Source organism: Mycetocola sp. Y444 (assembly GCF_059445295.1).
The window spans coordinates 538,372-564,122 of record NZ_JCAIUB010000001.1; the positions used below are offsets into that span (position 1 = coordinate 538,372).

28 protein-coding genes, 2 tRNA genes and 1 other RNA gene are annotated in these 25,751 nt (G+C 64.1%); 21 read left to right on the forward strand and 10 right to left on the reverse strand.

Features of this window, described 5'->3' with window-relative positions; translation table 11 throughout:
* Positions 1-75: 75 nt before the first annotated feature.
* Together ssrA and AC1C2M_RS02555 are read left to right on the forward strand one after the other, a co-directional pair.
* Positions 76-451, forward strand: a transfer-messenger RNA (tmRNA) gene (gene ssrA / locus AC1C2M_RS02550).
* Between the two features lie 103 nt (positions 452-554).
* Positions 555-842, forward strand: a complete 288-nt coding sequence (locus AC1C2M_RS02555) for a hypothetical protein (RefSeq protein WP_483404516.1) — start codon at positions 555-557, stop codon at positions 840-842.
* Positions 843-908: 66 nt separating this feature from the next.
* Here the strand turns inward: AC1C2M_RS02555 and AC1C2M_RS02560 are convergent, their stop codons facing one another.
* From AC1C2M_RS02560 to AC1C2M_RS02570, 3 genes are read right to left on the reverse strand one after another with little or no spacing between them, the layout of a single operon-like run.
* Positions 909-1,646: an alpha/beta hydrolase gene (locus AC1C2M_RS02560; RefSeq protein ID WP_495435139.1), complete on the reverse strand. Its 738-nt coding sequence runs from the start codon at positions 1,644-1,646 to the stop codon at positions 909-911.
* Positions 1,646-2,419, reverse strand: a complete 774-nt coding sequence (locus AC1C2M_RS02565; protein ID WP_483404514.1) for a lysophospholipid acyltransferase family protein — start codon at positions 2,417-2,419, stop codon at positions 1,646-1,648. The genes AC1C2M_RS02560 and AC1C2M_RS02565 overlap by 1 nt, the downstream gene beginning before the upstream one ends.
* 38 nt (positions 2,420-2,457) lie before the next feature.
* Positions 2,458-3,255 (reverse strand): inositol monophosphatase family protein, encoded by a 798-nt coding sequence (locus tag AC1C2M_RS02570; RefSeq protein WP_495435140.1) that lies wholly within the window; start codon positions 3,253-3,255, stop codon positions 2,458-2,460.
* Positions 3,256-3,365: 110 nt separating this feature from the next.
* On the opposite strand from AC1C2M_RS02570, the gene AC1C2M_RS02575 reads away from it, so the two are divergent.
* Both AC1C2M_RS02575 and AC1C2M_RS02580 read left to right on the forward strand, forming a co-directional pair.
* Positions 3,366-3,441 (forward strand) — tRNA-Lys (locus tag AC1C2M_RS02575).
* A 117-nt stretch (positions 3,442-3,558) separates the two neighbouring features.
* Positions 3,559-3,783, forward strand: coding sequence for a PLDc N-terminal domain-containing protein (locus AC1C2M_RS02580; protein ID WP_483404512.1), 225 nt, complete (start codon positions 3,559-3,561; stop codon positions 3,781-3,783).
* A 157-nt stretch (positions 3,784-3,940) separates the two neighbouring features.
* Here the strand turns inward: AC1C2M_RS02580 and AC1C2M_RS02585 are convergent, their stop codons facing one another.
* Together AC1C2M_RS02585 and AC1C2M_RS02590 are read right to left on the reverse strand one after the other, a co-directional pair.
* Positions 3,941-4,468, reverse strand: coding sequence for a hypothetical protein (locus AC1C2M_RS02585; protein ID WP_495435141.1), 528 nt, complete (start codon positions 4,466-4,468; stop codon positions 3,941-3,943).
* A 115-nt stretch (positions 4,469-4,583) separates the two neighbouring features.
* The gene (locus AC1C2M_RS02590) at positions 4,584-4,772 is read right to left on the reverse strand and encodes a hypothetical protein (protein ID WP_495435142.1); all 189 of its coding nucleotides are present in this window, start codon (positions 4,770-4,772) and stop codon (positions 4,584-4,586) included.
* 195 nt (positions 4,773-4,967) lie between these two features.
* Between AC1C2M_RS02590 and otsA the strand changes: the two genes are divergently transcribed.
* From otsA to serA, 9 genes are all read left to right on the forward strand, one after another.
* Positions 4,968-6,479: an alpha,alpha-trehalose-phosphate synthase (UDP-forming) gene (gene otsA, locus AC1C2M_RS02595; RefSeq protein WP_495435143.1), complete on the forward strand. Its 1,512-nt coding sequence runs from the start codon at positions 4,968-4,970 to the stop codon at positions 6,477-6,479.
* Entirely contained in the window at positions 6,476-7,261 is a 786-nt protein-coding gene (gene otsB / locus AC1C2M_RS02600; RefSeq protein WP_495435144.1) for a trehalose-phosphatase, read from the forward strand. Before otsA ends, otsB begins: the two co-directional genes overlap by 4 nt.
* 35 nt (positions 7,262-7,296) lie before the next feature.
* A complete protein-coding gene (ilvD, locus tag AC1C2M_RS02605; protein ID WP_108391398.1) occupies positions 7,297-8,991 on the forward strand; it encodes a dihydroxy-acid dehydratase in 1,695 nt (564 codons plus the stop codon).
* 46 nt (positions 8,992-9,037) lie between these two features.
* Positions 9,038-10,858, forward strand: a complete 1,821-nt coding sequence (locus AC1C2M_RS02610; protein WP_483404507.1) for an acetolactate synthase large subunit — start codon at positions 9,038-9,040, stop codon at positions 10,856-10,858.
* A 2-nt stretch (positions 10,859-10,860) separates the two neighbouring features.
* Positions 10,861-11,370 carry an acetolactate synthase small subunit gene (gene ilvN / locus AC1C2M_RS02615; RefSeq protein ID WP_483404506.1) on the forward strand — a complete coding sequence of 170 codons (510 nt, stop codon included), beginning with the start codon at positions 10,861-10,863 and terminating at the stop codon, positions 11,368-11,370.
* Between the two features lie 66 nt (positions 11,371-11,436).
* Positions 11,437-12,465 carry a ketol-acid reductoisomerase gene (ilvC, locus tag AC1C2M_RS02620; RefSeq protein ID WP_483404505.1) on the forward strand — a complete coding sequence of 343 codons (1,029 nt, stop codon included), beginning with the start codon at positions 11,437-11,439 and terminating at the stop codon, positions 12,463-12,465.
* A gap of 92 nt (positions 12,466-12,557) precedes the next feature.
* Entirely contained in the window at positions 12,558-13,046 is a 489-nt protein-coding gene (locus AC1C2M_RS02625) for a hypothetical protein (RefSeq protein ID WP_495435145.1), read from the forward strand.
* Entirely contained in the window at positions 13,043-13,402 is a 360-nt protein-coding gene (locus tag AC1C2M_RS02630) for a hypothetical protein (RefSeq protein ID WP_495435146.1), read from the forward strand. The genes AC1C2M_RS02625 and AC1C2M_RS02630 overlap by 4 nt, the downstream gene beginning before the upstream one ends.
* 132 nt (positions 13,403-13,534) lie before the next feature.
* A complete protein-coding gene (gene serA, locus AC1C2M_RS02635) occupies positions 13,535-15,124 on the forward strand; it encodes a phosphoglycerate dehydrogenase (protein ID WP_495435147.1) in 1,590 nt (529 codons plus the stop codon).
* A gap of 71 nt (positions 15,125-15,195) precedes the next feature.
* Here serA and AC1C2M_RS02640 read toward each other — a convergent pair whose 3' ends face one another.
* A complete protein-coding gene (locus AC1C2M_RS02640) occupies positions 15,196-15,444 on the reverse strand; it encodes a DUF6458 family protein (protein WP_495435148.1) in 249 nt (82 codons plus the stop codon).
* 74 nt (positions 15,445-15,518) lie between these two features.
* The gene (locus AC1C2M_RS02645) at positions 15,519-16,106 is read right to left on the reverse strand and encodes a TetR/AcrR family transcriptional regulator (RefSeq protein ID WP_495435149.1); all 588 of its coding nucleotides are present in this window, start codon (positions 16,104-16,106) and stop codon (positions 15,519-15,521) included.
* Positions 16,107-16,176: 70 nt separating this feature from the next.
* On the opposite strand from AC1C2M_RS02645, the gene AC1C2M_RS02650 reads away from it, so the two are divergent.
* From AC1C2M_RS02650 to AC1C2M_RS02685, 8 genes are all read left to right on the forward strand, one after another.
* A complete protein-coding gene (locus tag AC1C2M_RS02650; RefSeq protein ID WP_495435150.1) occupies positions 16,177-17,724 on the forward strand; it encodes an MFS transporter in 1,548 nt (515 codons plus the stop codon).
* A 45-nt stretch (positions 17,725-17,769) separates the two neighbouring features.
* Entirely contained in the window at positions 17,770-18,825 is a 1,056-nt protein-coding gene (locus AC1C2M_RS02655) for a 3-isopropylmalate dehydrogenase (RefSeq protein WP_495435152.1), read from the forward strand.
* Between the two features lie 44 nt (positions 18,826-18,869).
* Entirely contained in the window at positions 18,870-19,991 is a 1,122-nt protein-coding gene (locus tag AC1C2M_RS02660) for a branched-chain amino acid aminotransferase (protein WP_495435153.1), read from the forward strand.
* An 18-nt stretch (positions 19,992-20,009) separates the two neighbouring features.
* Positions 20,010-20,768, forward strand: coding sequence for a fumarylacetoacetate hydrolase family protein (locus AC1C2M_RS02665; RefSeq protein ID WP_108962132.1), 759 nt, complete (start codon positions 20,010-20,012; stop codon positions 20,766-20,768).
* Between the two features lie 44 nt (positions 20,769-20,812).
* On the forward strand, positions 20,813-22,333 hold the full coding sequence (gltX, locus tag AC1C2M_RS02670; RefSeq protein WP_495435154.1) for a glutamate--tRNA ligase: 1,521 nt from the start codon (positions 20,813-20,815) through the stop codon (positions 22,331-22,333).
* Entirely contained in the window at positions 22,330-23,238 is a 909-nt protein-coding gene (locus AC1C2M_RS02675) for an NAD(P)/FAD-dependent oxidoreductase (RefSeq protein ID WP_495435155.1), read from the forward strand. The genes gltX and AC1C2M_RS02675 overlap by 4 nt, the downstream gene beginning before the upstream one ends.
* A gap of 58 nt (positions 23,239-23,296) precedes the next feature.
* Positions 23,297-23,368 (forward strand) — tRNA-Gln (locus tag AC1C2M_RS02680).
* Positions 23,369-23,668: 300 nt separating this feature from the next.
* On the forward strand, positions 23,669-24,289 hold the full coding sequence (locus AC1C2M_RS02685; protein ID WP_495435156.1) for a DUF1345 domain-containing protein: 621 nt from the start codon (positions 23,669-23,671) through the stop codon (positions 24,287-24,289).
* A gap of 97 nt (positions 24,290-24,386) precedes the next feature.
* Here AC1C2M_RS02685 and AC1C2M_RS02690 read toward each other — a convergent pair whose 3' ends face one another.
* The 3 genes from AC1C2M_RS02690 to AC1C2M_RS02700 all read right to left on the reverse strand — a co-directional run bounded on the left by AC1C2M_RS02690 (position 24,387) and on the right by AC1C2M_RS02700 (position 25,669).
* On the reverse strand, positions 24,387-24,557 hold the full coding sequence (locus AC1C2M_RS02690; RefSeq protein WP_495435157.1) for a KOW domain-containing RNA-binding protein: 171 nt from the start codon (positions 24,555-24,557) through the stop codon (positions 24,387-24,389).
* Between the two features lie 71 nt (positions 24,558-24,628).
* Positions 24,629-24,979 (reverse strand): CPBP family intramembrane glutamic endopeptidase, encoded by a 351-nt coding sequence (locus AC1C2M_RS02695; protein WP_495435158.1) that lies wholly within the window; start codon positions 24,977-24,979, stop codon positions 24,629-24,631.
* A 36-nt stretch (positions 24,980-25,015) separates the two neighbouring features.
* A complete protein-coding gene (locus tag AC1C2M_RS02700) occupies positions 25,016-25,669 on the reverse strand; it encodes a response regulator (RefSeq protein WP_483404491.1) in 654 nt (217 codons plus the stop codon).
* Between the last annotated feature and the right edge of the window lie 82 nt (positions 25,670-25,751).

A 25,751-nucleotide genomic window follows, 5' to 3' on the forward strand; every position in this document is an offset into this window, starting at 1 on the left:
TCATAATTCAACAGCGCGTGATAGTGATTCACTTCGAGGCTCGTCCTGCACGCAGGGCTTGCACACGATTCGCATGGGGATGATCGGTTTCGACACTGCCTGCGCAACTGTGAGAAGCGGGTCGAGGATCCAGGGTTATCTCGTTAACGATCTCTGGAAAACAATAAGTGCCAATTCAAAGCGCACTGACTTCGCCCTCGCTGCCTAAGCGAGCGCACTAAAGAAGTCCGTCAGACCGGGAATGCTCTCTACCCGGATCCTGGCGCCATTTAGAGAGATTGCTTCTACGTTTCGTCTCAGGGCGTAGAGGGACTCAAACTGAGGCTGGGCTTGTCGGAGTAGGTGCCAGTGGCAAATTCCGGAGCCGAGTAGAACGTCTTCACTGGATACACCCGTAGAAGGCACACGACCACAGCAGTGGACCGGGGTTCAATTCCCCGCATCTCCACTTCCGGGTTGCTATCACGCGTTGTTGAACACAAAAGGGCCACCGTCCGGTGGCCCTTTTTTGTGCACCGGAATCGCCGGCGAGGCATTCGTGGTTAGCTGGGAGGATGGCCGAGACCCGACGACTTGAACTCACGCTCCACAAGCCCAGGATGGGCTGGTTTCCGAAGCCGACCGTGGTGTTCAACGGGCGGGGGCAGCCGGCGCAGTGGGGAACGGGGACCTGGCAGCTGTCAGAGGACGGCCCGACGGAAGTGACGGTCTTCCTGTTCAATCGGCTCTGGAAGTTCGGGCACGCCACCGCGGTTATCGATGCCGATACGCCCGAGCCGGTGCACTATTGGGCGCCGCCGGTGTTCTTCGGACCGGGCCGGCTGGCATCCGTTCGGCGCTGACGGTTCTCGCGCTGGCTGTCAGAGGCACTGCGCGTCAGAGGCCCTGCGCGTCGGAGGCCCTGCGCGTCAGAGGCCCTGCGCATCCTGCCAGGCCTGGAACTCATCGGTGATGACCTGCCTGACGTCGGCGTCGTCGACAGCTGACTCTCCGTCGCCCGGCTGAACACCGTAATCGCCGAAGTCCGCGTGGTTCGCACCGGGGAGTACCACGGTGACGGTGTCCGCGGGGAGCAAGCCAGCGGCATCCTCGATTTTCTGCGGTGTGCTTAGGCCGTCGTTTTGTGCCACGAAGCTGAGAACCGGGATGCCCGTGCCCGACAGGTCGGTCGCACAGTAACTGCCGAACAGTACGAGACCCGCGACGTCCGGGTCAGATGCGTACTGGCACGCCTTGACCCCGCCGAGGGAGTGGCCACCGACGAACCACTCATCGATCCCGGGGGCAGTGGCGGTGAATGCGTCGAGGGGCCTGAGGTCGGCAAAGGCCAGGTTGAGGGTCGGTTTCGTGATCACGACAGTGGTGCCGTTCTCGACGATTCCCGACAGCTTGTAGAGGTACGCGTACGGATCGACCTTCGCGCCAGGCACGAAGACCAGTCCGGTAGATGTGGCCGCCGCCGTCGGCTCCATGACGATGCCCGTTTCAGTGTCGGTGATCTCGATCGACTCGTTCTGCCACGCGTTGAGCGCCGCATCGCGGTCCCCGGCCATCACCTGGTGGAGCCACACCGCTCCGATCACGACGGCAAGCGCGAGGGCGCCCAGCGCCCAGAGTGCCGCCTGCCCCAGTCGCCTCGCCGACATCACTTCCGCGCGGCTTCGGCTGCCTTGCGTTTCTGGCGTTCGGCTTCGGCGATCGCGGCCTCTTCCGGGGTGGGTGCTGTTCCGCCCAGGTGGGCGGGCTGCCACCACGCCCCCTTGCCGTCGACCGGGTATGAGGCCTGAGCCTCGTCGAGCAGAGCCTGCATGGTTACCCGAAGCGCCAGCGTGCTTTCGCGGACGTCGGACGTGGCATCCATCTGGATGGGTTTACCGACGGTATATCTGATCGGGGTGCGGAACGCTTCGCGGAGCGTCGGCTTCCTGCCCTTGGTGAGAAGGCGATGGCCACCCCAGACGGCGATCGGAATGACGGGCACCCCGGCCTCGGCGGCCATGCGGACCGTGCCTGTCTTCAACTCGCGCACGGTGAACGAGGTGTTGACACCGGCCTCGGGAAACACGCCGATCATCTCGCCGGCCTTCAGCGCGACGATTGCCTTGGAGTACGCCTCGGCGCCCGCGGACATGTCGACCGAGATGTGCTTCATGCCCCGCAGCAGCCACCCGACCATGGGCTTATCGAAAGCACCCTTCTTCGCCATGAAGCGGACGCGCCTCCGGGTGCGATCCCACACCATCCACTCGGTGAGCGCGAAATCCATGTACCCGAAGTGGGTGATCGCGAGAATCGCGCCCCCGGTCGCCGGGATGTTCTCGGCACCGGTGACGATGCGCTTCAGCCCCAGCCCGCCGAAAATGGTTTTGCCCACTGCGACGGCTGTGCTGTAAACGGGTTCACTCGGGAGCGGTCTCATACAGGAATAGTAGGGGCAGCCGGTGTAAATCGGCCTGCTCAGTGTCCGAGGTTGCGGAGGACCTCGTTGTGCAGTATGCCGTTGGTCGCGAGCGCACTGCGTGCGGCGATCGAGTCCTCCCCGTCGATGGCGCTGAACCGACCGCCCGCCTCGCGGATGAGGATCACGAACGGAGCGATGTCGTACTCCTTGACGCCGAACTCGCCCACGATGTCGATGAGTCCTTCAGCGAGCAGCCCGTATGACCACATGTCGCCGTATGCCCGGTCCCGCCAGACCTGGCGGGTCAGCGAGACGAGCTGGTCAAGATAACCCGCCTCGTCCCACTGGGTGATGCTCTGGAAGCTCAGTGACGCGTCTTCGAGGCGTTCGACGCCGGAGACGGAGAGCCGCCGGGGTTCCGCGCCGTCCTCGGCGAGCCACGCCCCTCCGCCGGTATGTGCCCACCAGCGCTTGCGGAACGCCGGAGCGCTCGCGACGCCGACCACCGGCTCTGAATCGACGGCAAGGCTGATGAGCGTCGCCCAGTTGGGCACGCCACGAAGAAAGTTCGCTGTGCCGTCGATGGGGTCGAGGATCCACTGCCGCGCGGTGGAGCCCGCTGTACCGTACTCCTCACCGAGGATGCCATCGCCCGGGCGTTCGGCCGCCAGGATGTCACGGAGGGCCCGCTCGACCGCCAGGTCGGCATCCGTCACGTGCGTGGCATCCGGTTTCGTCGAAATCTCGAGGTTGGCGGAACGGAAACGTGCGAGGGAGATGGCGTCGGCGGCATCTGCGAGTCGAAGAGCCAGGGAGAGGTCGTCAGCGAGAGACGGAGCCGGGGGAGTGGTCATGGCACCTACGATACCGGCGGCCGAAATGCTGAGGCGGCCTCGATTCGCTCGGGGGCTCAACGCATGCTATTGTTTTCCACGGTTCGAAGCGCGAGTTTCGAACGAGAAACGCACCTCTAGCTCAATTGGCAGAGCAACTGACTCTTAATCAGTGGGTTCCGGGTTCAAGTCCCGGGGGGTGCACCAGATAGCCCCGATCATGACACATGGTCGGGGTTTTTTGTGCGCTCGATTGTGTCGACGAACGGATGCCGTCAAGCTGGAGCGACGAAGTTTCCGTCACAGTCGAAGAGGAGAACCGCGATGAAAAAAAATCTGACGTTCAAGAACCTCAGCGTGGGGCGGAAGATCGCTGTCGTTGTCGCCGGCTCGGTGCAGGTCGCACTGGCCGCAGCGGCATGGGCAGACCTTGCCAAGCGTCCCGCGGCACAAATCAACGGACCGAGACCCCTCTGGGCGGCCGTGATCGCTGTGAACTGGATCGGACCCATCGCGTACTTTGTGCGGGGTCGTCGTCAGGACGGCTGAACGGTCGCCTTGACGCGTCACGCGCTCACAGGGCGCGTCGTGGTGCTTCGGAACCGCGGTGTCGCAGAACTACCGTGGCGTAGACCTACCGTGGCGTAGACCTACCGTGGCGTAGACCTACCGTGGCGCAGCACTACCGTGGCGCGGAACTACGTGGTCAGGAAACGTTCGCCTTTGAGCCCGAAGCGATGGGCGGCGTGACGAGATCCGGGTTGACGTGGCTCGGGTCATGGCGCTGCGGGTCGGCCCACACGGCGATGGCGTTGAGCTCGAACGTCACCTGTTCGGTGATCGGCGTGGTCACGAAGGCGTCGAGGTCAGCGGCGTCAGTGGGTTCCGAGTCGAGAACGGGTGCACCGAAGCCGACGAAGCCCGAGACTGTCACTTCGGGGGCGGACTCGGGCTGTGTCTCGGCGTCCTGCCCGGCGCGAGCCGTGGCCAGGATCGATGTCGTGACATCGCGGGCAACAGAGAACGCGGTCATGCTCTGGAAGAACTCGTCGGTGTCGCTCTCGGAGCGCCGTACGAGGGTCCATTCACCCCGTGCGCCCAGGAACTCGTCGAGGCGTTCGCGCACGACATCGAACAGTTGCTCCTCGGAGAGCTGCGGGGCGGGAGTCGGCGCCTCAACGGGCGTCGGAAGGGCAACCTGTGCGCGAGCGCGGTGTCGGCGTCGACCAAACATGTGCGGTCTCCCTGGTACTGGTGCGAGTGGTAGCTCCAGTGTGGACCTGACGTCCCGAAGGGGACCGTCTGACACGCCGACACGCCTCGAATATCGCGGAAAGAGGGCCTAGAGGTCAGGCCTTGAGCTTCTTCTGCTCTGATTTCTCGTTCACGGTTGCCACAGCGTTGGCGACGGTCACGAGCCAGCCAGCCCACAGCAAGACCAGGCGCCAGTCGCGCGGGGCGGTCTTCGAGGTCTGGATGAGTGAAAACGCGCCGGCGATGGCGCTCAGGACACTGAAGTTCAAAACGTACTTACGCATATGGGATTCCCTCCGTTGCGACAACGGTAGCGACTATTCCCGTCCCTGGTGCACGCTTGACAACGTGCGGTCCTGTGCAATATCCCTCGGTCGGCTCTCTATCACAATTGGTCGCTCCCTTCCTCCCCGAAGCCGTGATTTGGCCCGGCTGGTAGCGTTGGCCTCCACGAAACAGTGGCAATAAAGGGGAACAGCGTGGCATCGCAGACCGAAGACGGCCCGGATACTTACGATTTCATCGTGGTGGCGAACCGGCTGCCGGTCGACAGTGTCACCGACAGCGCGGGCAACCAGCAGTGGCGGATGTCGCCCGGTGGCCTGGTCGCGGCGCTTGAGCCGTTGATGAAGACCACGGATGGCGCGTGGGTCGGCTGGCCAGGTGCAGCCGACGTCGTCCTCGAGCCGTTTGAGCACGAGAACATCCGCATGGTGCCTGTCGCACTGAACGCGGAAGAGATCGAGCGTTACTACGAGGGTTTCTCGAACGACACACTCTGGCCGCTGTATCACGACGTCATCGCGCAGCCCAGTTATCACCGCGAGTGGTGGGAGGCCTACGTTGCGGTGAACCGTCGTTTTGCCGACGCCACCGCACGCATTGCGGATGCCGGCGCAACGGTCTGGGTTCACGACTACCAGCTCCAGCTCGTTCCGGGCATGCTCCGTGAGTTGCGTCCTGATCTCACAATCGGTTTCTTCAACCACATCCCTTTCCCCGCGTATGGGATTTTCTCCCAGCTCCCGTGGCGCCAGCAGATCATCTCGGGACTCCTCGGCGCCGACGTCATCGGATTCCAGCGTGTGGCCGATGCCGGCAACTTCACGCGAGCGGTTCGCCGTCTCTTCGGGTACGAGACCAAGGGCACGCGCGTGTGGGTTCCCGTCGGTGATTCATCAGACGCGACGACGGGCGACAGGTCGCACGTCAGTGGTGCACCGATGCGTCGGGTCATCGCCAGGGCGTACCCGATTTCCATTGACGCTACGAGCTATGTCGAGCTGGCACAGCGCCCGGACGTGCAGGCGAGGGCACGGCAGATCCGCGAAGAGCTCGGTAACCCCAAGACCATCATGCTCGGCGTCGACAGGCTCGACTACACCAAGGGAATCGGCCACCGGCTGAAGGCATACGGCGAGCTGCTCGCCGAGGGGCGCCTCGACGCTCACGACGTGACGCTGGTGCAGGTCGCCAGCCCCAGCCGCGAGCGCGTCGCAAGCTATATGCAGCTGCGCGATGAGATCGAACTCACCGTGGGGCGCATCAACGGTGACTACGGTTCAATCGGGCACACGGCGATCAACTACCTCCACCAGGGCTATCCCCGCGAAGAGATGGTTGCCCTCTATCTCGCTGCTGACGTGATGCTCGTCACCGCGCTCAGGGACGGCATGAACCTCGTCGCCAAGGAGTACGTCGCGACCCGCGCCGACCTCGGTGGTGTCCTCGTCCTGAGCGAATTCGCCGGGGCATCCGACGACCTCCGACAGGCCCTCCTGATCAACCCCCATGACATCGAGGGGGTCAAGGAAGCGATTCTGAAGGCGGTCGACATGCCGGTCGCTGAGCGGAGGAGGCGAATGCGCGCGCTCCGCAAGCGTGTTCTTGAGAACGACGTCGTGAAGTGGTCGCGGGTGTTCCTCGAGGAACTCACGCAGTCCGCCACTGAACACCCGGTATCGCACGAGCACCCGGACGACAGGCGATGACCGGGAACCTGCCCGCAGATCTTGAGGCGGCGCTGACGCGGCTGGCTTACACCGAGCACCTGCTCGTTGCCCTTGATTTCGACGGAACGCTCGCCCCGTTCGTCGACAATCCCGACGATTCACGCGCCATCCCCGAAGCCGCTGAGGCAGTGGCGAGGCTCCTCGACGTGTCACACACGACTGTCGCGTTCGTGTCCGGTCGCGCGGTCGACAGCCTGCAGCGTGCCTCCCGCGCCTCAGACGGCATCCTGCTGGTCGGGTCCCACGGTGCTGAATACCGTTTCGACGGCGTCGACACCCACCCGCCACTCAGTGACGCCGACCTGGCCCATGTCGCGACCCTCTCCGTCGCACTCGAACAGGTCAGCGAAGCCCACCCCGGCACCTGGATCGAAACGAAGCCGGCCGGGTTCGCCCTGCACACCAGGCACCTCGATGGTCACGCCGAAAACGCGGCCAATGACGCAGCGCGAGCAGCCGCTGATGCGGCCGGGGTTCCAGCCAAGGTCCGAGACGGCAAGAACGTCATCGAGTTCTCCGTGCTGAGCGTCACCAAGGGGGATGCACTGCGTCACCTGCGCGACTACACGGGGGCGACCGCCGTGCTCTACGCCGGCGACGACGTGACGGACGAAGACGCCTTCGCGGTGCTCGGCGAGAACGACCTCTCGCTCAAGTGCGGCGAGGGGGATACGCTCGCGCGATACCGCGTTGGCACTCCGGCCGAGGTCGCCGATGCGCTCGCCCGGCTCGCGGAGCTCCGCGCAGCGACCGGCAGATGACGTCCCGGGCATGTTCGAGGTTCTAGACTCGAGGCATGTCAGAGATCGACCTGAAACCTCGCAGTAGAGCAGTCACAGACGGAATCGAAGCAACAACATCGCGCGGAATGCTCCGCGCCGTCGGCATGGGCGACGCGGACTGGGATAAGCCCCAGATCGGCATCGCGTCGAGCTGGAACGAAATCACACCGTGCAACCTGTCACTCGACCGGCTTGCGCAGGGCGCCAAGGAAGGCGTTCACTCCGGTGGGGGATATCCGCTGCAGTTCGGAACGATCTCCGTTTCCGACGGTATCTCGATGGGCCACGAGGGAATGCACTTCTCGCTCGTCTCCCGTGAGGTCATCGCCGATTCCGTCGAGACAGTCGTCATGGCCGAGCGCCTCGACGGCACAGTGCTGCTCGCCGGCTGCGACAAGTCGCTGCCGGGAATGCTCATGGCGGCGGCCCGCCTCGACCTCGCGAGCGTCTTCCTCTACGCAGGATCCATCGCTCCAGGCTGGGTGAAGCTCAGTGACGGAACCGAGAAGGACGTCACGATCATCGACGCCTTCGAAGCGGTCGGGGCCTGCAAGGCCGGCACCATGAGTGAGGAAGACCTCAAGCGCATCGAGTGCGCCATCGCTCCAGGTGAAGGTGCCTGCGGCGGAATGTACACGGCAAACACGATGGCATCCGTCGCTGAGGCACTCGGCATGAGCCTTCCGGGTTCTGCCGCGCCGCCATCGGCCGACCGCCGCCGCGACTACTTCGCGCACCGTTCGGGCGAGGCCGTCGTCAATATGCTCCGGCTCGGAATCACCGCCCGCGACATCCTGACCAAGAAGGCATTCGAGAACGCGATCGCCGTTGCCATGGCCTTCGGCGGATCGACCAACGTCGTCCTGCACCTGCTCGCTATCGCGCGTGAGGCCGAAGTGGACCTCACACTCGACGACTTCAACCGCATCGGCGACAAGGTGCCGCACATCGGTGACCTCAAGCCATTCGGCAAGTACGTCATGAACGATGTCGACCGTCACGGCGGAGTTCCCGTTGTGATGAAGGCACTGCTCGATGCAGGGCTGCTCCACGGCGACGCGCTCACGGTGACGGGCAAGACCCTCGCCGAGAACCTCGCTGAGCTCAACCCCATGCCGCTCGACGGTGAAGTCATCCGCACACTCGACAACCCGATCCACGCGACGGGTGGCATCACCGTTCTGCACGGTTCGTTCGCGCCGGAGGGAGCCGTTGTGAAGACCGCTGGCTTCGACGCCGACGTCTTCGAGGGTCCCGCTCGCGTCTTCGAACGTGAGCGCGGCGCGATGGACGCACTGACCAACGGGGAGATCTCCGCCGGGGACGTCATCGTCATCAGGTACGAGGGGCCGAAGGGTGGACCAGGCATGCGCGAGATGCTCGCCATCACCGCCGCTATCAAGGGCGCGGGGCTCGGAAAAGATGTACTACTATTGACGGACGGTCGATTCTCAGGCGGCACAACCGGCCTCTGCATCGGCCACATAGCACCCGAAGCAGTGGACGCTGGTCCCATTGCCTTCGTGCGCGATGGTGATCTGATACGGGTCGATATCGCAGCTCGGTCGCTCGACCTACTTGTCGACGAACAAGAGCTGGCAGCCCGCCGCAACGGCTGGGCACCGCTTCCCCCGCGCTATACCCGTGGCGTCCTCGCAAAGTACTCCAAGCTCGTGCACTCCGCCGCTGAAGGCGCGATCACCGGGTAACAGGACGTCCTCTTCAGATCTCCACTCTCACAAGGGAACCCATACGATGCCTGCGGATTCTTCTCCCGCCATATCGCCATCCAGCCTCAAGGCTGCCAAAACCACCGACGCCGCGGCGCCAGAGCTCCTGACCGGGGCCCAGGCCGTCGTCCGGACGCTCGAGCTGATCGGGATCACCGACGTCTTCGGGCTGCCCGGCGGCGCCATTCTTCCGGTCTATGACCCGCTCATGGACACGGAGAAGATCCGTCACATCCTCGTGCGTCACGAGCAGGGCGCCGGACACGCAGCCGAGGGTTACGCCGCGGCGAGCGGGAAAGTCGGCGTAGCCATCGCCACCTCCGGGCCAGGCGCGACCAACCTGGTCACCGCCATCATGGATGCCCACATGGACTCGGTGCCGCTTCTCGCGATCACCGGCCAGGTGTTCTCCACCCTGATGGGAACCGACGCGTTCCAGGAGGCCGACATCGTCGGCATCACCATGCCGATCACGAAGCACTCCTTCCTGGTCACGGATGCCGCCGACATCCCCGCGACAATCGCGGCGGCGTACCACATCGCGTCGACCGGACGCCCGGGACCGGTGCTCGTCGACATCACCAAGGACGCTCAACAGGACACCGTCCCGTTCATCTGGCCGCCGAAAATCGACCTCCCCGGCTACCGCCCGGTGACCAAGGCGCACGGCAAGCAGATCCTGGCCGCCGCCCAGCTGATGGTGGAGGCGAAGAAACCAGTTCTCTATGTCGGTGGCGGTGTCATCAGGGCACACGCTTCGGCCGAACTGCTCGAGCTGGCCGAGCTCAGCGGTGCTCCCGTTGTGACGACACTGATGGCGCGTGGCGCCTTCCCGGATTCCCACCCACAGCACCTCGGCATGCCGGGGATGCACGGCACGGTCCCTGCGGTGCTTGCGCTGCAGGAGTCAGACCTGATCGTCGCACTCGGCGCGAGGTTCGACGACCGGGTGACCGGCAAGACGGCGCTCTTCGCACCGAACGCCAAAGTTGTCCACGTCGACGTCGACCCCGCGGAGATCTCCAAGATCCGCACGGCAGACGTCCCGATCGTCGGCGATGCCAAGGATGTCATCGCCGATCTCACCGCGGCCATCACCTCGGCGCGTCGGGACACCGTCCCGGACATCGAGGTCTGGTGGACCTACCTCAATGGGCTCCGCGAGGAGTTCCCGCTCGGATTCACCACCCCGAGCGACGGCCTGCTCGCACCGCAGCACGTCATCTCGCGGATCGGCGAACTCACCGGACCCGAAGGAATCTTCGCGTCAGGCGTCGGCCAGCACCAGATGTGGGCAGCCCAGTTCATCAAGTACGAGCGGCCGAACTCCTGGCTCAACTCGGGTGGCGCGGGAACCATGGGCTACTCGGTCCCGGCGGCCATGGGCGCCAAGGTTGCCGAGCCTGACCGAACGGTCTGGGCGATCGACGGTGACGGATGCTTCCAGATGACCAATCAGGAACTTGCCACCTGTGCGATCAACAAGATCCCGATCAAGGTCGCGATCATCAACAACTCGTCGCTCGGCATGGTTCGCCAGTGGCAGACGCTGTTCTACGACGGCCGATACTCGAACACCGACCTCAACACGGGCCACGACACCATCCGGGTTCCGGATTTTGTGAAGCTCGCCGAGGCATACGGATGTCTCGGCATCCGCGTGACATCGATGGACGAGGTGGACGCCGCCATTCAGCTGGCGCTCGAGACCAACGACCGGCCCGTCGTCATCGACTTCGTCGTGAGCGCAGACGCTATGGTGTGGCCGATGGTTCCCCAGGGTGTCAGCAACAGCTATGTGCAGTACGCCAGGGACCACAGCCCGTCGTTCGATGAGGAGGTCTAGAGATGACTACCCACGTTCTGAGTCTGCTCGTCGAAGACAAGCCAGGTCTGCTCACCCGTGTCGCCGGCCTCTTTGCTCGCCGCGGATTCAACATCGAGTCACTCGCCGTCGGAAAGAGTGAAGTTCCCGGCCTGAGCCGCATCACCGTCGTCGTCACTGTCGAAGGCCTGCCGCTCGAGCAGATCACCAAACAGCTCAACAAGCTCGTCAACGTGATCAAAATCGTCGAACTCGATCCCGCGCAGTCTGTTCAGCGCGAGCACCTCCTCATCAAGGTGCGCGTCGACAATACGACCCGCTCGCAGGTGCTCGAGGCCGTCAACCTGTTCCGCGCCCGCGTCGTCGACGTTGCAACGGACGCCCTCGTCATCGAGGTCACGGGAGACTCGGGCAAGACCAACGCGCTGCTGAGGGTCCTCGAACCTTTCGGCATCAAGGAACTCGCGCAGTCCGGGCAGCTCGCGATCGGCCGCGGGTCCAAGTCGATCACCGAACGCGTATTCAAGAACTAACGAGCGTGACGTCGCACTCTGCGACACAACGCACCGCACCAACCTCAACAACAAGGAGATAAACAAGTGGCTGAGATTTTCTACGACGCTGACGCCGACCTCTCGATCATCCAGGGCAAGAAGGTTGCCGTCGTCGGTTACGGCTCACAGGGGCACGCACACGCGCTGAACCTCCGTGACTCGGGTGTCGACGTCGTCATCGGGCTCAAGGAAGGGTCGAAGTCGATCGCAAAGGCCGAGGAGCAGGGCTTCGTCGTCAAGAGTGTTTCGGATGCTGCCGCCTGGGCAGACGTCATCGTCATCCTCGCTCCCGACCAGTTCCAGCGCACGATCTACGCTGAGTCCATCAAGGACCAGCTCGCCGAGGGCAAGGCTCTCGTCTTCGGTCACGGCTTCAACATCCGTTTCGGATACATCGAAGCGCCCGAGGGTGTTGACGTGATCATGGTCGCCCCGAAGGGACCAGGACACACCGTCCGCCGCGAGTACGAGGCAGGCCGTGGCGTTCCCGTCATCGTCGCCGTTGAAAAGGACGCGACGGGCAATGCCTGGCCGCTCACCCTGAGCTACGCCAAGGCGATCGGCGGCCTCCGCGCCGGCGGCATCAAGACCACGTTCACCGAAGAGACCGAGACCGACCTGTTCGGTGAGCAGGCTGTCCTCTGCGGTGGCGCGTCGCAGCTCGTCCAGTACGGCTTCGAGGTCCTCACCGAGGCCGGCTACCAGCCGCAGGTTGCGTACTTCGAGGTCCTGCACGAGCTCAAGCTCATCGTCGACCTCATGTGGGAGGGCGGCATCGCCAAGCAGCGCTGGAGCGTCTCAGACACCGCTGAGTACGGCGACTACGTTTCAGGCCCCCGCGTCATCGACCCGAGCGTCAAGGAGAACATGAAGGCCGTTCTCGCCGACATCCAGTCCGGAGCGTTCGCGAAGCGCTTCATCGACGACCAGGACGCAGGAGCCCCCGAGTTCCTCGAACTGCGTGCCAAGGGCGAGGCGCACCCGATCGAGGAGACCGGCCGCGAACTGCGCAAGCTCTTCGCGTGGAACGCCTCGAACGACGACGACTACACCGACGGTTCGGTCGCCCGCTAGTCACCCTCACAGATCACCCGGTCCGTGCCCTGTCCGCTTCGGCGGCAGGGCGGGGACCGGGTGTTTGTTTGTGCAGCGGTATTCTGGATGCCATGCCCCGAGACAGTGATGATGAGGCCCTGAGCTGGGCCGGTGACGATGAGCCGGCCCTGAGTGAGCGGGCCGTGAGCGTCCCCACCGACGCTCCCGCGGCAACAACGCCGGCGGACCGGGCCGTAGCGCCGGGCTGGAAGGTTGTCGGCAACCCGGGCACAACAGCAGCGTCCGGGAACGACCAGCCGCGGGGCCAGATGGGTTCTGTTGCTCTCGTCGCGCACGGGGTCATCGCCGGAATCTACCTGCTCTACAGCATCGGCTGGCTCATCGTCGTGCAGCGCGACACCGCCGCACCCTCCGACATCATCGGGGGCGCGATGTACAGCCTCGGCCTGTGGCTTGCCGTACTGGCTCCAGCTCTCTGGTTCGGCGCCACGCTCTGGCTCACGCGGACGTCGGTAACGTCACGGGCGCGCCTGATCGTGCTCGCCGTCGGCGTCGTCGTGCTCGCCCCGGTGCCGTTCCTCGTTGGGGGTGCCGCATGAGCGCCGAACCAACCCAGGCTGCGCCCGCGCGCAGGGCTCTTCCTCGCTGGCTGGCCACGACGCTCGCCGTTGTCTTCGGACTCTTCTACGCCTACGACGTCTGGGAGGCCGTCGGTAACGTTGTCGGAATCTCTTGGCTCGTACAAGGCACAGAGACGTCGATCTCCGCCTTCGGTTGGATTGTGCTTGGTGTCGGCATTCTGGTTCCGGTCGTCGTGTTTCTTCTTGCGCTTCGGCTCGGTCGGGGGCGGGACATTCTGGCTCAGGTCCTCGTCTATCTCGCCGGGCTCGGCGTGGTCGCCGTGGTGTCGCTCGGGATCATCGCTCTCTTCGGCGCGGGTGAATTGCTGACGTAACGCCGCTGGCTCGTGACGTAATACCGCTGACTCGTCCAGTACAACCGCTGGCTCGTCCAGTAAAGTCGAGAGAACGAGCGCTCCGACGGCTGCAGCGCCCGACATCCCCGTTGCAAACAAAGGATTTCACCTGTGTCAAAACCGGTCGTGTTGATCGCCGAAGAACTCTCCCCAGGAACTGTTGATGCCCTCGGGCCCGACTTTGACGTTCGCACCGTCGACGGCACCGACCGCCAGGCGCTTCTCGCGGCACTTGCCGACGCCAACGCTGTGCTCGTGCGCTCGGCGACGAAAGTCGACGAGGAGGCCATCGCTGCGGCTCCGAACCTCAAGGTGATCGCCCGCGCAGGCGTCGGGCTCGACAATGTCGACATCAAGGCGGCGACCACCGCCGGCGTCATGGTCGTGAACGCGCCCACCTCGAACATCATCTCGGCGGCCGAACTCACCGTCGGTCACATCCTCAGCCTCGCCCGTCACATCCCGCAGGCTCACAATGCCCTCGCCGGTTCACAGTGGAAGCGCTCGAAGTACACCGGCACCGAACTGTACGAGAAGACCATCGGCATCATCGGCCTCGGCCGAATCGGCGCCCTGATCACCGCTCGCATGCAGGCGTTCGGTACCAACGTCATCGCATACGACCCCTACGTGACGAGCGCACGGGCGCAGCAGCTCGGCGTCCAGCTCGTCACCCTCGACGAGCTGCTCGCACAGTCGGACTTCATCACGATCCACATGCCCAAGACACCCGAAACCACCGGCATGATCGGCGCCGAGCAGTTCGCCCTGATGAAGCCGACGGCGTACATCGTCAACGTCGCCCGCGGCGGGCTCATCGACGAAGACGCGCTGTACGACGCGCTGCTCGACGGAAAGATCGCCGGCGCTGGCCTCGACGTGTTCGTCTCCGAGCCGCCGACGAACGACAAGCTCCTCTCCCTCCCGAACATCATCGTCACACCGCACCTCGGTGCGTCGACGGGCGAAGCACAGGAGAAGGCCGGTGTTTCCGTCGCCAAGTCGGTGCGCCTCGCCCTCGGCGGCGAGCTGGTGCCGGACGCCGTGAACGTCGCCGGTGGTGTCATCGACCCCTACGTCCGCCCCGGCATCCCGCTGGTCGAGAAGCTCGGGCAGATCTTTGCCGCCCTCACCACGTCGCCGCTCACGAGCATTGACGTCGAGGTGCACGGTGAGCTCAGCGAATACGACGTGAGCGTTCTCAAGCTCGCGGCTCTCAAGGGCATCTTCACCAACATCGTCAGCGAGACCGTGTCGTATGTCAACGCTCCGTTGCTGGCCGAGCAGCGTGGCATCGTTGTTCGGTTGATCACGGATGACGAGAGCAACGAATATCGCAACGTCATCACCCTGCGCGGTGCGCTGAGCGACGGTTCCCAGGTATCGGTGTCCGGTACGCTGACGGGCACGAAGCAGATCGAGAAGCTCGTCGAGATCAACGGCTACGACGTCGAGGTCCCCATCTCGAGCCACCACATCGTCATGCTCTACACCGACCGACCCGGGATCGTCGCCGTCTACGGCCAGCGTTTCGGCGAGGCAGCCATCAATATTGCGGGCATGCAGGTCGCACGCCGCGAGGCCGGGGGACAGGCGCTCAGTGTGCTCACCGTTGACTCGCCGGTGCCGGACGAAATCCTCGAGGCCGTTCGCGCGGACATTGACGCAACAGTGCTTCGCGAGATCGACATCACGGAATAGCGGCGCACGCACGTGGCATAGAAAGAGGGAGGGCAACGAGTGTTGCCCTCCCTCTTCTGTGTGCATGTCGCTTAGAGCGAGTCGTTGCGCTCCGCGGTCTCGACGCGAGTTCCGGTGGTCGGGTCAACCGCTGTGTGGTTGGTCACGACGGAGCGACGCTTGCGTGTCATGAGCGCGAGGCCGACGATGAAGACCACGAGACCGGCACCCATGAGGATGTACCCGATCAGGTCGAGGTCCACCCATGCCACCGAAACGTTCACGGCGAATGTCAGGATCGCTCCGACCGCAAACAGGAAAATTCCCAGGCCAATACTCATCGTGTGTTTCTCCTCATAATTCGGTGGATCGTGCGGTGAGATCGAGTTCGATCCGAGGTCACACTACTGGCATGTCAATCGCGGGCGCTAGGGGGAGCGAGCCGCGCCAGAACTGTGAGAAGGCCGTCGATCGCCCCGGGCGAGACGTCGGCGGGGTCCGGCGTGCCCATGCCGAGCATGGCCGAATTGAAATACAGGCCGTCGCTGACGAGCATGATGGCTCGAGCCACGGCCGGGTCGCCAATGGACTCAGTGATCACCGCGAGCCACTCGCCACGAATGGCGGCCAGCGCCTCGCTCGCGCGGGGATCGTCGGCCTGGGCAAGCCGTGACGTCGCAACGAGCGACCGGTCGAGGGCGCTTCCCGAATCGATCGACGTGCGAATGAGGTAATCGACGGGTCCGGCTGGCGCTGCCCTCATCTTTCTCACGTCGATGCCAGTGAGCTGCTGCAGTCGCTCGACGAGGCCAGCTGAGAGAGCGTCCTTCGAACCGAAGTGGTAGAGCAAGCCGCCCTTGGACACCCCGGCCCGCGCGGCGACGGCGTCGAGCGTCGCGCCCCGTTCGCCTGCCTCGATGAGCAGGTCTTCATAGGCGACGAGAATTCGGTCGCGCGTGGAAGCAGGCTCCGGCATCCGTTTCTGCTGTCCGTTGCTGGTCATGCGATTACTGTACCGTCCAGCCGGTACACTAGTCGAGCCCCGTTTTGAGCATCCGAAGGGAAGTGACCCCATGAGCACCACAGTTCCGGCAGTTACCGAGTCGACTGTCGTACGCGTCGGCATCCGTGGCTGGGTCGCCCTCGCCGTGCTGATGCTTCCCGTGCTGTTGGTCTCCGTGGACAACACAGTGCTGAACTTTGCGCTGCCCGCGGTGTCGGAGGACCTCACGCCAACGGGTGCCCAGCTGCTGTGGATGATCGACATCTACCCGCTCGTCCTCGCGGGCCTGCTCGTCTCGATGGGCAGTTTGGGCGACAGGATCGGCCGACGGAAGCTCCTCCTCATCGGCTCGGCCGGGTTCGGCGTAGTCTCGGTCATCGCCGCGTTCGCGCCGTCCATCGAGTTGCTCATCACCGCCCGCGCCATCCTCGGGTTCTTCGGTGCAATGCTCATGCCGTCGACGCTCTCGCTGCTCCGCAACATCTTTCAGGACCGTAACCAGCGTCGGCTCGCGGTGGCCGTCTGGGCGAGTGGTTTTGCCGCTGGCAGCGCCCTCGGTCCGATCATCGGCGGTTTTCTGTTGGAACACCTCTGGTGGGGGTCCGTCTTCCTCATCGCGGTTCCTGTTCTCGCGCCGCTGCTGATTCTCTCTCCCTTCCTCGTCCCCGAGTCGCGCGACCCCAACCCTGGCCGGCTTGACGTCGTGAGTATCGGGCTCTCGCTCGCCACGATGTTTCCCCTCGTCTACGGGATCAAGCACGTTGCGACCGAGGGAATCGACCTCCTTGCTGTTCTCTGCATTCTGATCGCCGTGGCATCCGGACTCGCCTTCGTCCGCCGTCAGTTCCGGGTCCAGACCCCGATGATCGACATGGCCCTGTTCCGCATCCCGCAATTCAGCGGTGCCATCGTGGTGAACCTGTTCAGCGTCATCGCGCTTGTCGGCGGACTGTTCTTCGTCACCCAGCACCTGCAGCTCGTGCTCGCGCTGTCGCCGCTCGCGGCGGGCTTCACTCTCCTGCCGGGACTCGTGACGATGATCGTCGCCGGACTCGTCGTCGTGCCCATCGCTGCGCGGGTACGGCCGTCGATCGTCGTCCCCGTTGCGCTTCTCTTCTCCGCTGCCGGTTACGGCGCGATCGCGGTGACAGGGGGAGATGTCTCGGCGTTCGGGATCGGAGCGTGCTTCGTCGCCCTTGGCCTCGGCATCGGTGCGGCGGAAACGGTGTCGAATGAGCTGGTTCTCGCTCACGCGCCCGATGCCAAGGCCGGTGCAGCGTCAGCGGTGTCCGAGACCGCGTACGAACTCGGTGCCGTTCTCGGCACCGCGATCCTCGGGACAATCCTCACCGCCAGCTACCGGAACGCTGTTGTCGTACCTGACGGGCTCACCGCCGAACAGTCGCACGCCGCGTCGGAGACCCTCGGGGGAGCCGTGTCCGTGGCGGGCGAACTGCCCGCTTCGGTTGGTGACGCGTTGCTCGAATCGGCGCGGGTCGCCTTCGACAGCGGTGTTGGCCTCACCGCCTGGGTCGGCTTCGGGCTCATCGTCGCTGCGGGAATCGTCGCCCTGGTGTCGCTTCGACACGTGCCGGAGGGCGTCAAGACGGCGCAGTAGGCTGGATGGCAGTCACACCCGCCTTCTCGCACACATGGAGCGTTCATGCCAGGTCCCGTCAAGCTTGCTGTCATTCCTGGCGACGGGATCGGCCCTGAGGTCGTCGCTGAGGCGATCAAGGTACTGGATGCCGTGACGGCGGCGAGCGGGACGACGTTCGAGAAGACGTGGTTCTCGCTGGGTGCTGCCCGTTTCCTCGAGACGGGTGATGTGCTCACCGACGCAGACCTCGCGAGCATCTCAGCGCACGACGCCATCCTTCTCGGCGCCGTCGGTGGAGTGCCGGGAGACCCGCGGCTGAAGGATGCGAATATCGAACGAGGACTCCTCCTCGGGCTGCGCTTCGCCCTCGATCACTACGTCAACCTGCGGCCGACGCGCGTCTATCCCGGCGTGCCCAGCCCGCTCTCGAACCCCGGCGACGTCGACTTCATCGTCGTCAGGGAGGGAACAGAGGGGCCATACGTCGGAAACGGCGGGGCGATTCGCCGCGGCACCCCGCACGAGGTGGCCAATGAGGTATCCGTCAACACAGCGTTCGGGGTCGAGCGCGTCGTGCGCTTCGCCTTCGCGCAGGCCGCCCAGCGCCGCAACAAGCTCACGCTCGTGCACAAGACCAACGTGCTCACGTTTGCCGGCGGAATGTGGCAGCGCATCGTCAACGAGGTGGCCGCGGAGTTCCCCGGTGTGAACGTCGATTACCTCCACGTGGATGCCGCAACGATCTTCCTCGTCACCGACCCTGCTAGATTTGACGTCATCGTCACGGACAACCTCTTCGGCGACATTCTCACCGACCTGGCCGGCGCAATCAGCGGCGGTATCGGGCTGGCGGCCTCGGGAAACATCAACCCGGATGGCGCCTTCCCGAGCATGTTCGAGCCGGTCCACGGTTCTGCCCCCGACATCGCCGGGCAGCAGAAAGCGGACCCGACCGCGGCAATCCTCAGCGTCGCGCTCCTGCTCGAGCACCTCGGCCTCACCGAAGAAGCAGCGGCGGTCACATCGGCCGTCACCGCGGATATCGCTGGCCGTGGCTCAGGGGCGAGAACAACCTCCGAGATCGGGGATGCCATCGCGCACGCTCTCGGCGCACACTAGACACATCGCGAAACGAGCATTCGCTCACTGAAGGATTGAAGATCATGGCACTGGCATCAGAGATCGAAACCGAGTACTTCCCGCTGTCGTACGAGCAGCGGCCGAATGACAGCGTCGTTGCCGAGGCCGAGCGCGAGGTCATCCTCGCCAACCCTGGGTTCGGAAAACACTTCACCGACCACATGGTCGCCATCGACTGGACGCTCGATGAGGGCTGGCATGACGCTCGCGTCCAGCCGTACGGTCCGCTCCTGCTCGACCCAGCGGCATCCGTCCTGCACTACGCGCAGGAGATCTTCGAGGGACTCAAGGCCTACCGTCACGCCGATGGTTCGGTCTGGACCTTCCGGCCGGAGAAGAACGCCGAGCGGTTCCAGCGCTCAGCGCACCGGCTCGCGCTTCCCGAGCTTTCGACCGAGGACTTCCTCGAGTCGCTCAAGCAGTTGGTCCGTGCCGACATCAGCTGGGTGCCCGACGGTGAAGACACGAGCCTCTACCTCCGTCCGTTCATGATCGCCAACGAGTCATTCCTCGGCGTTCGGGCCGCGCAGAAGGTCAGCTACTACGTCATTGCCAGCCCGGCGGGTGCGTACTTCCCCGGCGGGGTGAAGCCGGTGTCGATCTGGCTGTCCACGACGTACAGCCGCGCCAGCCGCGGTGGAACCGGTGCCGCCAAGTGCGGCGGCAACTACGCAGCGTCATTGCTCCCGCAGCAGGAAGCCGCGGAGAACGGCTGCGCCCAGGTGCTCTTCCTCGATTCCGAGTCGGGAAACCGCATCGAGGAACTCGGCGGCATGAACATCTTCTTCGTCCACAAGGACAAGAAAGTGGTCACGCCGGAGCTGACCGGAAGCATCCTCGAGGGCGTCACCCGCGACAGCATCATCCAGTTGGCGCGTGACAGGGGCTTCGAGGTCGAGGAGCGGGCGGTGACAATCGACGAGTGGCGTGACGGCGTCGAGTCCGGTGACATCACCGAGGTGTTCGCCTGCGGCACGGCAGCCGTCATCACCCCGATCGGTGAGCTCAAGGGCCCCGACTTCTCCATCGGCAGCCCCGACGCCGAACCGGGCGAACTGACCATGAGCATCCGTGACGAACTGACCGACATCCAGCACGGGCGCCGCGAAGACGTTCACGGCTGGCTGTACCGGCTCGACGCTTAACCCAACCTAAGGACTTCTGTGAAAATCGCACGCTTCAGCCACGACGGCGCCATCAACTTCGGAATCCTCGACGAGAGTGACTTCGTCGTTCTCGCCGGTGACCCGATGTTCCAGGGCTTCGAGACCACGGGGGAGCGGGTGCCGCTCGCCGACGCCGTGCTGCTGGCACCGGTCATCCCTCGGTCAAAGGTGGTGTGCGTCGGGAAGAACTATGCCGACCACGCGAAGGAGATGGGTGGGGATGCTCCTGCTGAGCCGCTGCTCTTCCTCAAGCCGAACACCTCGGTGATCGGGCCAAGCGACCGCATCATTCTTCCGTCACTGTCGCAGCAGGTGGAGCACGAGGGCGAGCTCGCCGTCATCATCGGTTCTGTGGCGAAGAACGTTCGTGCCGAAGACGCCGACAGTGTGATCTTCGGGTACACCATCGGCAACGACGTCACGGCCCGTGACCTCCAGCGCACCGACGGCCAGTGGACGCGGGCCAAGGGCTTTGACACCTTCTGCCCGCTCGGTCCAATCGTCGAGACCGAGTTCGACCTCGAGAGCGCGACGCTCGAGACGCGGGTCAACGGCGACGTTCGCCAGCACGCGCCGCTGTCAGACATGATTCACTCGGTCGCTGAGATCATCGCGTACGCTTCTGCGGTGTTCACGCTGCTGCCGGGTGACGTCATCCTCACCGGAACACCGGCCGGGGTTGGACCCATCGTCTCGGGCGACGTCGTCGAGGTCGAGGTCAGCGGGCTTGGCATCCTGAGGAACTCCGCCGTCTAAGCCGCCTCGGGGTGTGAGAGCGCGAGCGGCTAGGATTGTGCTCGATGTCAAGCGCAACTACACCCCAGTTTTCCACCGCCACCGGCACCGACGTTCGCGTCCGGTTCTGCCCCTCTCCGACGGGGACGCCCCACGTGGGCCTCATCCGTACTGCCCTCTTCAACTGGGCATACGCGAGGCACACCGGCGGCAAGCTCATCTTCCGGATCGAAGACACGGATGCCGCGAGGGACAGCGAAGAGAGCTACCAGCAGATCATCGACGCCCTCACCTGGCTGAAGCTCGACTGGGACGAGGGCGAGGGTGTCGGCGGAGACCAGGGACCATACCGCCAGTCGCAGCGCGCCGACATCTACACCGGCGTCATCGAGCGACTCAAGGAAGCCGGTCACGTCTACGAGAGCTTCTCGAACGCTGAGGAGATCGACGAGCGCAACGCTGCCGCCGGCCGGCCGAAGCAGTTCGGCTACGACAACTTCGACCGCGACCTGACCGAGGAGCAGAAGGCGGCCTTCCGGGCCGAGGGCCGTTCGCCGGCGCTGCGCCTGAAGGTGCCGGACACCGACCTCAGCTTCGACGACCTCGTCCGCGGCGAGATCACCTTCCCTGCCGGATCGTTCACCGACTTCGTCGTGGTGCGGCCCAACGGGCAGCCGCTGTACCCGTTCGTGAACCCTGTCGATGACGCGCTCATGGGCATCACCCACGTACTCCGCGGCGAAGACCTGCTGCCGTCGACACCGCGGCAGATCGCGCTGTACCACGCACTCATCGACATTGGGCTGACCACGTTCGTTCCCCGTTTCGGCCACCTGCCCTACGTCATGGGCGATGGCAACAAGAAGCTCTCGAAGCGTGACCCAGAGTCGAACCTGTTCCACCACCGGGACCGCGGCTTCATTCCCGAGGGACTCGTCAACTACCTCGCCCTCCTCGGCTGGGGCCTGTCGGCCGACCGCGACGTCTTCTCGCTCGACGAGATGGTTGCGGCCTTCGACGTGGTCAACGTCAACCCGAGCCCGGCCCGGTTCGACCTCAAGAAGGCCGAGTCGATCAACGGCGACCACATCCGCCTCCTTACCGCCGATGACTTTGCGGAGCGCACGATCCCGTATCTCGTTCGTGACGGCATCCTGAGCGAACCGCTCACTGAGAGGCAGCGTGCGATCCTCGCTGAGGCCGCGCCCCTCGTCCAGGAGCGCATCGCGCTGCTCGGCGAGGCACCAGGCATGCTCGGATTCCTCTTCACGGATGCCACGGGCATCGAGTATCAGGATGACGCGCTGAAGAGCCTTCCGAAGAATGCCGTCGAGGTGCTCGACGCTGCTCTCGCAGCCCTGGGCGACGTCGATGATGCCGTCTGGAAGGCGGAAAGCATTCAGGGTGCGCTTGCCGCGTCGCTCATCGACGGACTCGGGCTCAAGCCACGGATCGCGTACGGGCCGCTTCGCGTCGCGGTGTCCGGCCGCCGGGTCTCCCCGCCGCTGTTTGAATCCATGGAGATCCTCGGAAAGGCCGACTCTCGGGCTCGCCTGGAGCGGCTGAAAGCGTTCCTCGAGTCGTGAGCGACACGTTCGACGTCGTCGTGATCGGGGGAGGGCCAGCCGGGCTCTCCGCCGCGCTGAACCTCGTGCGGGCCAGGCAGCGGGTGCTGCTGCTCGACGGCAACCGGCCGAGAAACGCCGCGACGTTGAACTCGCACGGCTTCCTCACCCGCGACGGTGTTTCGCCGCTTGAACTGCGAAAGCTCGGTCGCGAGGAAGTGGCCGGGTACGACAACGCCGAGGTGCAATTCGGCACCGTCACCGAGGTCAGCGCCGACGACGCGGGATTCCGGGTGAAGGCAGACGGCATCCGCGGGTCGGCGGATCGCGACGTGCGGGCCCGGCGGGTCCTCGTCGCGACCGGGCTCACCGAAACGCTGCCGTCGATCGTCAACATCCGTGCGTACTACGGGACTGCGCTGCACAGCTGCTACGAGTGCGACGGTTTCGAGAAGGCGGGGGAGCCGCTGGCCATTGTCGGCGAGAGTGATGACCTGGCCCAGCAGGCGCTGCTCGCTACAGTGTGGTCACGCGACGTCATGGTCTTCACGAACGGGGTCGGAGCTGTAACGGATGCCGATGAGCGCATGCTGGCGGAACGGAACATTCCCGTCGAGCGTCGTGAGGTTGCCGAGTTCGTGGGCGAGCGCGGTGTCCTCACCGGACTGAAGCTGACCGACGGAACCGTCGTCGAACGAACCGCAGGATTTATTCGTCCGCTCTGGCACGCGACCCACTCATACCTGAGCGGCCTCCAGCCGCTCACTGACGAGCTCGGGCTGCTGCTTGTGGACGCGGGTGGGCGAACGAGTGTTACTGGCTTATATGCCGCTGGAGACATCACACCGCCGGGGCCGGAGCAACTTATCGTTGCCGCTGGTGCCGGTGCGCAGGTCTCGGCGGCCATTGTTCGCGACTCAATTTGAGAGTGGGTCGCGGTTAGGCTACAGTTGACTCTCGGCCGGGGGTAACACTTTTGGCCATTGGGGTATGGTGTAATTGGCAACACGGATGATTCTGGTTCATTTGTTCTTGGTTCGAGTCCAGGTACCCCAGCAGTAGAAACCCTCGCTTCGGCGGGGGTTTTTTGTTGCCGTGATGGCGTCATTTCAGTCCGATTCGCGCTGGCTAGCGGTTGCGCGGTACTCAGCGCCCCGCAATAAGGCGGAGTGCGACCCTAGGTTCTGGGCACATGGTCAAGGTCAGCGCAAAAATCGCCCCGGTCGTACACGCGAGGATGACGCACCTGTGTGCGAGCATGGATGCGTGGTCGTACGGTATGTGAGTGATCTTGCGAGAGCCAACTGGAGCACGCTGATTTCCAGCGCCGCGGGACTCGCATCGGCGGCAGTTTTCGTGAGCACTCGTGGTGGCAGCGATGAGCTCGAGACGTCGACGGTGCTGATGGCGGCTTACCTTGCGGCATGGCCGGCTTTCGTCGCGATTTATCTCGTGTGGACGCATGTTGTCTATGCCCAACGCGGCCCCCGCGCTCTTGCCGTGGTGGCACGACAGGAGTCCCGGTCCCTGCGACGCGTATCGGTGCGCATCTTCGGCTACGGCGGTGCGTCAAACTGGGCACTCCTGGGCGCTCTGGTCGCCGTTGCGCTGACGATCGTCGTCGCACAGAACCCGGCGTTCCAGGGCGATTGGGTCTTCATTCTGCTCGGACTGCTCACGGTGGCGAGTTCGTGGGCTCTCATGGTGTACTCCTTTGCGCTGGAGTACCTGCGTCTGGCATTGGTGAAAGACGAGGACGGGGCCCTCATCGAGGTGAACGTCGACGGCGATCCGCAGTTCACCGATTACCTGACACTAGCCATTCTTCTTTCCACCATGGCAGCGACGGTATCAGCGAACATCCGCTCGCGACGCGCATGGACGCTCGTCCGAGTGAACGTCCTCTTCGCTTTCACCTTCAACACGGTGATTGTCGCGATGATGGTGTCATTGCTGTTCGGCGGCGCTCTCGGCTAATTCTCCGCACTCGCGAGATGAAAGGTCCACCGGCTCACCGCGATGGGTGGAGAATCGTCGCTCGTGGGTCATCCCGCTGACCGCCTCAGGGCGGCTGTCACGGTTTGTAGATTCTCAGTTCGTCCGCGGAGAAGTAGTTCTGCGCCTGAGGGGTGACCATTACCAGGTACGTTTCGCGCTTCTCGTCGATCCAGATGACGGTTCCGACGTTGCCGGTCATTACGGATCCGGTGGCCTGAACGGTGTCCCCGATCTTGAATTCGTTCATTTGCTTCTCCCTACTTCCTCGGGTGGCGAGGAGGTCGTTATTTTTGAGGATTGATACTCTCCCGTGGCGACCTATCCGCTGACAGCGGAGAGCAGCAGTGGGGCAGTCAAGGCAGTAGCGTTGTTCACCGCGTGAACCATGACACCCGGCCAGACGGATTGCGTTTTACGGAAGAGCAGGGCAGTGACGATGCCGACGACGAATGCGACGGGCAGAACGGGGGTCACGCCGTGTGCGACCGCGAATATCGCAGCGCTGACGAGCACGCTGAGCCAGGCTCCATATCGCTGAAGGGCGTTTGTTCTTGGTTCGAGTCCAGGTACCCCAGCAGTAAAAACCCTCGCTTCGGCGGGGGTTTTTTGTTGCCGTGATTCGCGTTTCGGCGACGTTTCTGCCACGGCGCTGTGATCAACCACGCACATGCCTCCGGCACGCGCTCCGCGAATCCACCTGTGACGTCAGTGTGCCTGGTCCAGGTAGGTGAGTACGGCGAGTACTCGGCGGTGGCTGGTGTTTTCGCTGCCGAGGTCCATCTTGGCGAGTATTCGGTGCACGTGCTTTTCAACAGTGCCTTCGGAGAGATACAGGGCCTTACTGATGCCGAGATTCGATCGACCTTCCGCCATGAGTACGAGCACTTCTCGTTCTCTGGGGGTAAGTAGGTCCAGAGGGTTACGAGTCCGGCGAGCACGCACAAGCTCTTCTACGAGCGCCGGGTCGATGACAGATTCGCCGGCCACGACCCGGGCAAGTGACGCGATGAAGGTGTCGATCTCGGTGATCCGTTGCTTAAGCAGATACCCGATGCCGGAACCGCTCGTGAGGAGGTCAATGGCGTGCTCCACCTCGACGTAGGACGACAGGACCAGTATCCGGACAGCTGGACAAACCGCCCTCACGGATTTCGCGGCAACGAGTCCCTCTATCGTGTTGGTCGGTGGCATCCGGATGTCAATGATGAGCAGGTCAGGCTGGAGCACACGCACCACATCCAGAACCGCGACGGTGTCGGAGGCCTGGGCAATGACGTCCAGCCCCGTGCGAGCGAGAAGGCTCGCTAGGCCTTCCCTCAGCAGCACGTCGTCATCGACGATTACCACTCGACTTCCCATGCGCTCCGCCCCCTATCGCGGACTCAGCTTTTACTGCATTCTTGGTCTTGAATCTTCCCAGATTAGCCAACGGGACGCGGTC

What these genes read in the sequence shown, in the direction of transcription:
- AC1C2M_RS02555 (WP_483404516.1), top strand. Translation starts at nt 555, where the DNA reads ATGGCCGAGACCCGACGACTTGAACTCACGCTCCACAAGCCCAGGATG.
- AC1C2M_RS02560 (WP_495435139.1), bottom strand. Translation starts at nt 1,646, where the DNA reads ATGTCGGCGAGGCGACTGGGGCAGGCGGCACTCTGGGCGCTGGGCGCC.
- AC1C2M_RS02565 (WP_483404514.1), bottom strand. Translation starts at nt 2,419, where the DNA reads ATGAGACCGCTCCCGAGTGAACCCGTTTACAGCACAGCCGTCGCAGTG.
- AC1C2M_RS02570 (WP_495435140.1), bottom strand. Translation starts at nt 3,255, where the DNA reads ATGACCACTCCCCCGGCTCCGTCTCTCGCTGACGACCTCTCCCTGGCT.
- AC1C2M_RS02580 (WP_483404512.1), top strand. Translation starts at nt 3,559, where the DNA reads ATGAAAAAAAATCTGACGTTCAAGAACCTCAGCGTGGGGCGGAAGATC.
- AC1C2M_RS02585 (WP_495435141.1), bottom strand. Translation starts at nt 4,468, where the DNA reads ATGTTTGGTCGACGCCGACACCGCGCTCGCGCACAGGTTGCCCTTCCG.
- AC1C2M_RS02590 (WP_495435142.1), bottom strand. Translation starts at nt 4,772, where the DNA reads ATGCGTAAGTACGTTTTGAACTTCAGTGTCCTGAGCGCCATCGCCGGC.
- otsB (WP_495435144.1), top strand. Translation starts at nt 6,476, where the DNA reads ATGACCGGGAACCTGCCCGCAGATCTTGAGGCGGCGCTGACGCGGCTG.
- ilvD (WP_108391398.1), top strand. Translation starts at nt 7,297, where the DNA reads ATGTCAGAGATCGACCTGAAACCTCGCAGTAGAGCAGTCACAGACGGA.
- AC1C2M_RS02610 (WP_483404507.1), top strand. Translation starts at nt 9,038, where the DNA reads ATGCCTGCGGATTCTTCTCCCGCCATATCGCCATCCAGCCTCAAGGCT.
- ilvN (WP_483404506.1), top strand. Translation starts at nt 10,861, where the DNA reads ATGACTACCCACGTTCTGAGTCTGCTCGTCGAAGACAAGCCAGGTCTG.
- AC1C2M_RS02625 (WP_495435145.1), top strand. Translation starts at nt 12,558, where the DNA reads ATGCCCCGAGACAGTGATGATGAGGCCCTGAGCTGGGCCGGTGACGAT.
- AC1C2M_RS02630 (WP_495435146.1), top strand. Translation starts at nt 13,043, where the DNA reads ATGAGCGCCGAACCAACCCAGGCTGCGCCCGCGCGCAGGGCTCTTCCT.
- AC1C2M_RS02640 (WP_495435148.1), bottom strand. Translation starts at nt 15,444, where the DNA reads ATGAGTATTGGCCTGGGAATTTTCCTGTTTGCGGTCGGAGCGATCCTG.
- AC1C2M_RS02645 (WP_495435149.1), bottom strand. Translation starts at nt 16,106, where the DNA reads ATGACCAGCAACGGACAGCAGAAACGGATGCCGGAGCCTGCTTCCACG.
- AC1C2M_RS02650 (WP_495435150.1), top strand. Translation starts at nt 16,177, where the DNA reads ATGAGCACCACAGTTCCGGCAGTTACCGAGTCGACTGTCGTACGCGTC.
- AC1C2M_RS02655 (WP_495435152.1), top strand. Translation starts at nt 17,770, where the DNA reads ATGCCAGGTCCCGTCAAGCTTGCTGTCATTCCTGGCGACGGGATCGGC.
- AC1C2M_RS02660 (WP_495435153.1), top strand. Translation starts at nt 18,870, where the DNA reads ATGGCACTGGCATCAGAGATCGAAACCGAGTACTTCCCGCTGTCGTAC.
- gltX (WP_495435154.1), top strand. Translation starts at nt 20,813, where the DNA reads ATGTCAAGCGCAACTACACCCCAGTTTTCCACCGCCACCGGCACCGAC.
- AC1C2M_RS02690 (WP_495435157.1), bottom strand. Translation starts at nt 24,557, where the DNA reads ATGAACGAATTCAAGATCGGGGACACCGTTCAGGCCACCGGATCCGTA.
- AC1C2M_RS02695 (WP_495435158.1), bottom strand. Translation starts at nt 24,979, where the DNA reads ATGTGCGTGGTTGATCACAGCGCCGTGGCAGAAACGTCGCCGAAACGC.
- AC1C2M_RS02700 (WP_483404491.1), bottom strand. Translation starts at nt 25,669, where the DNA reads ATGGGAAGTCGAGTGGTAATCGTCGATGACGACGTGCTGCTGAGGGAA.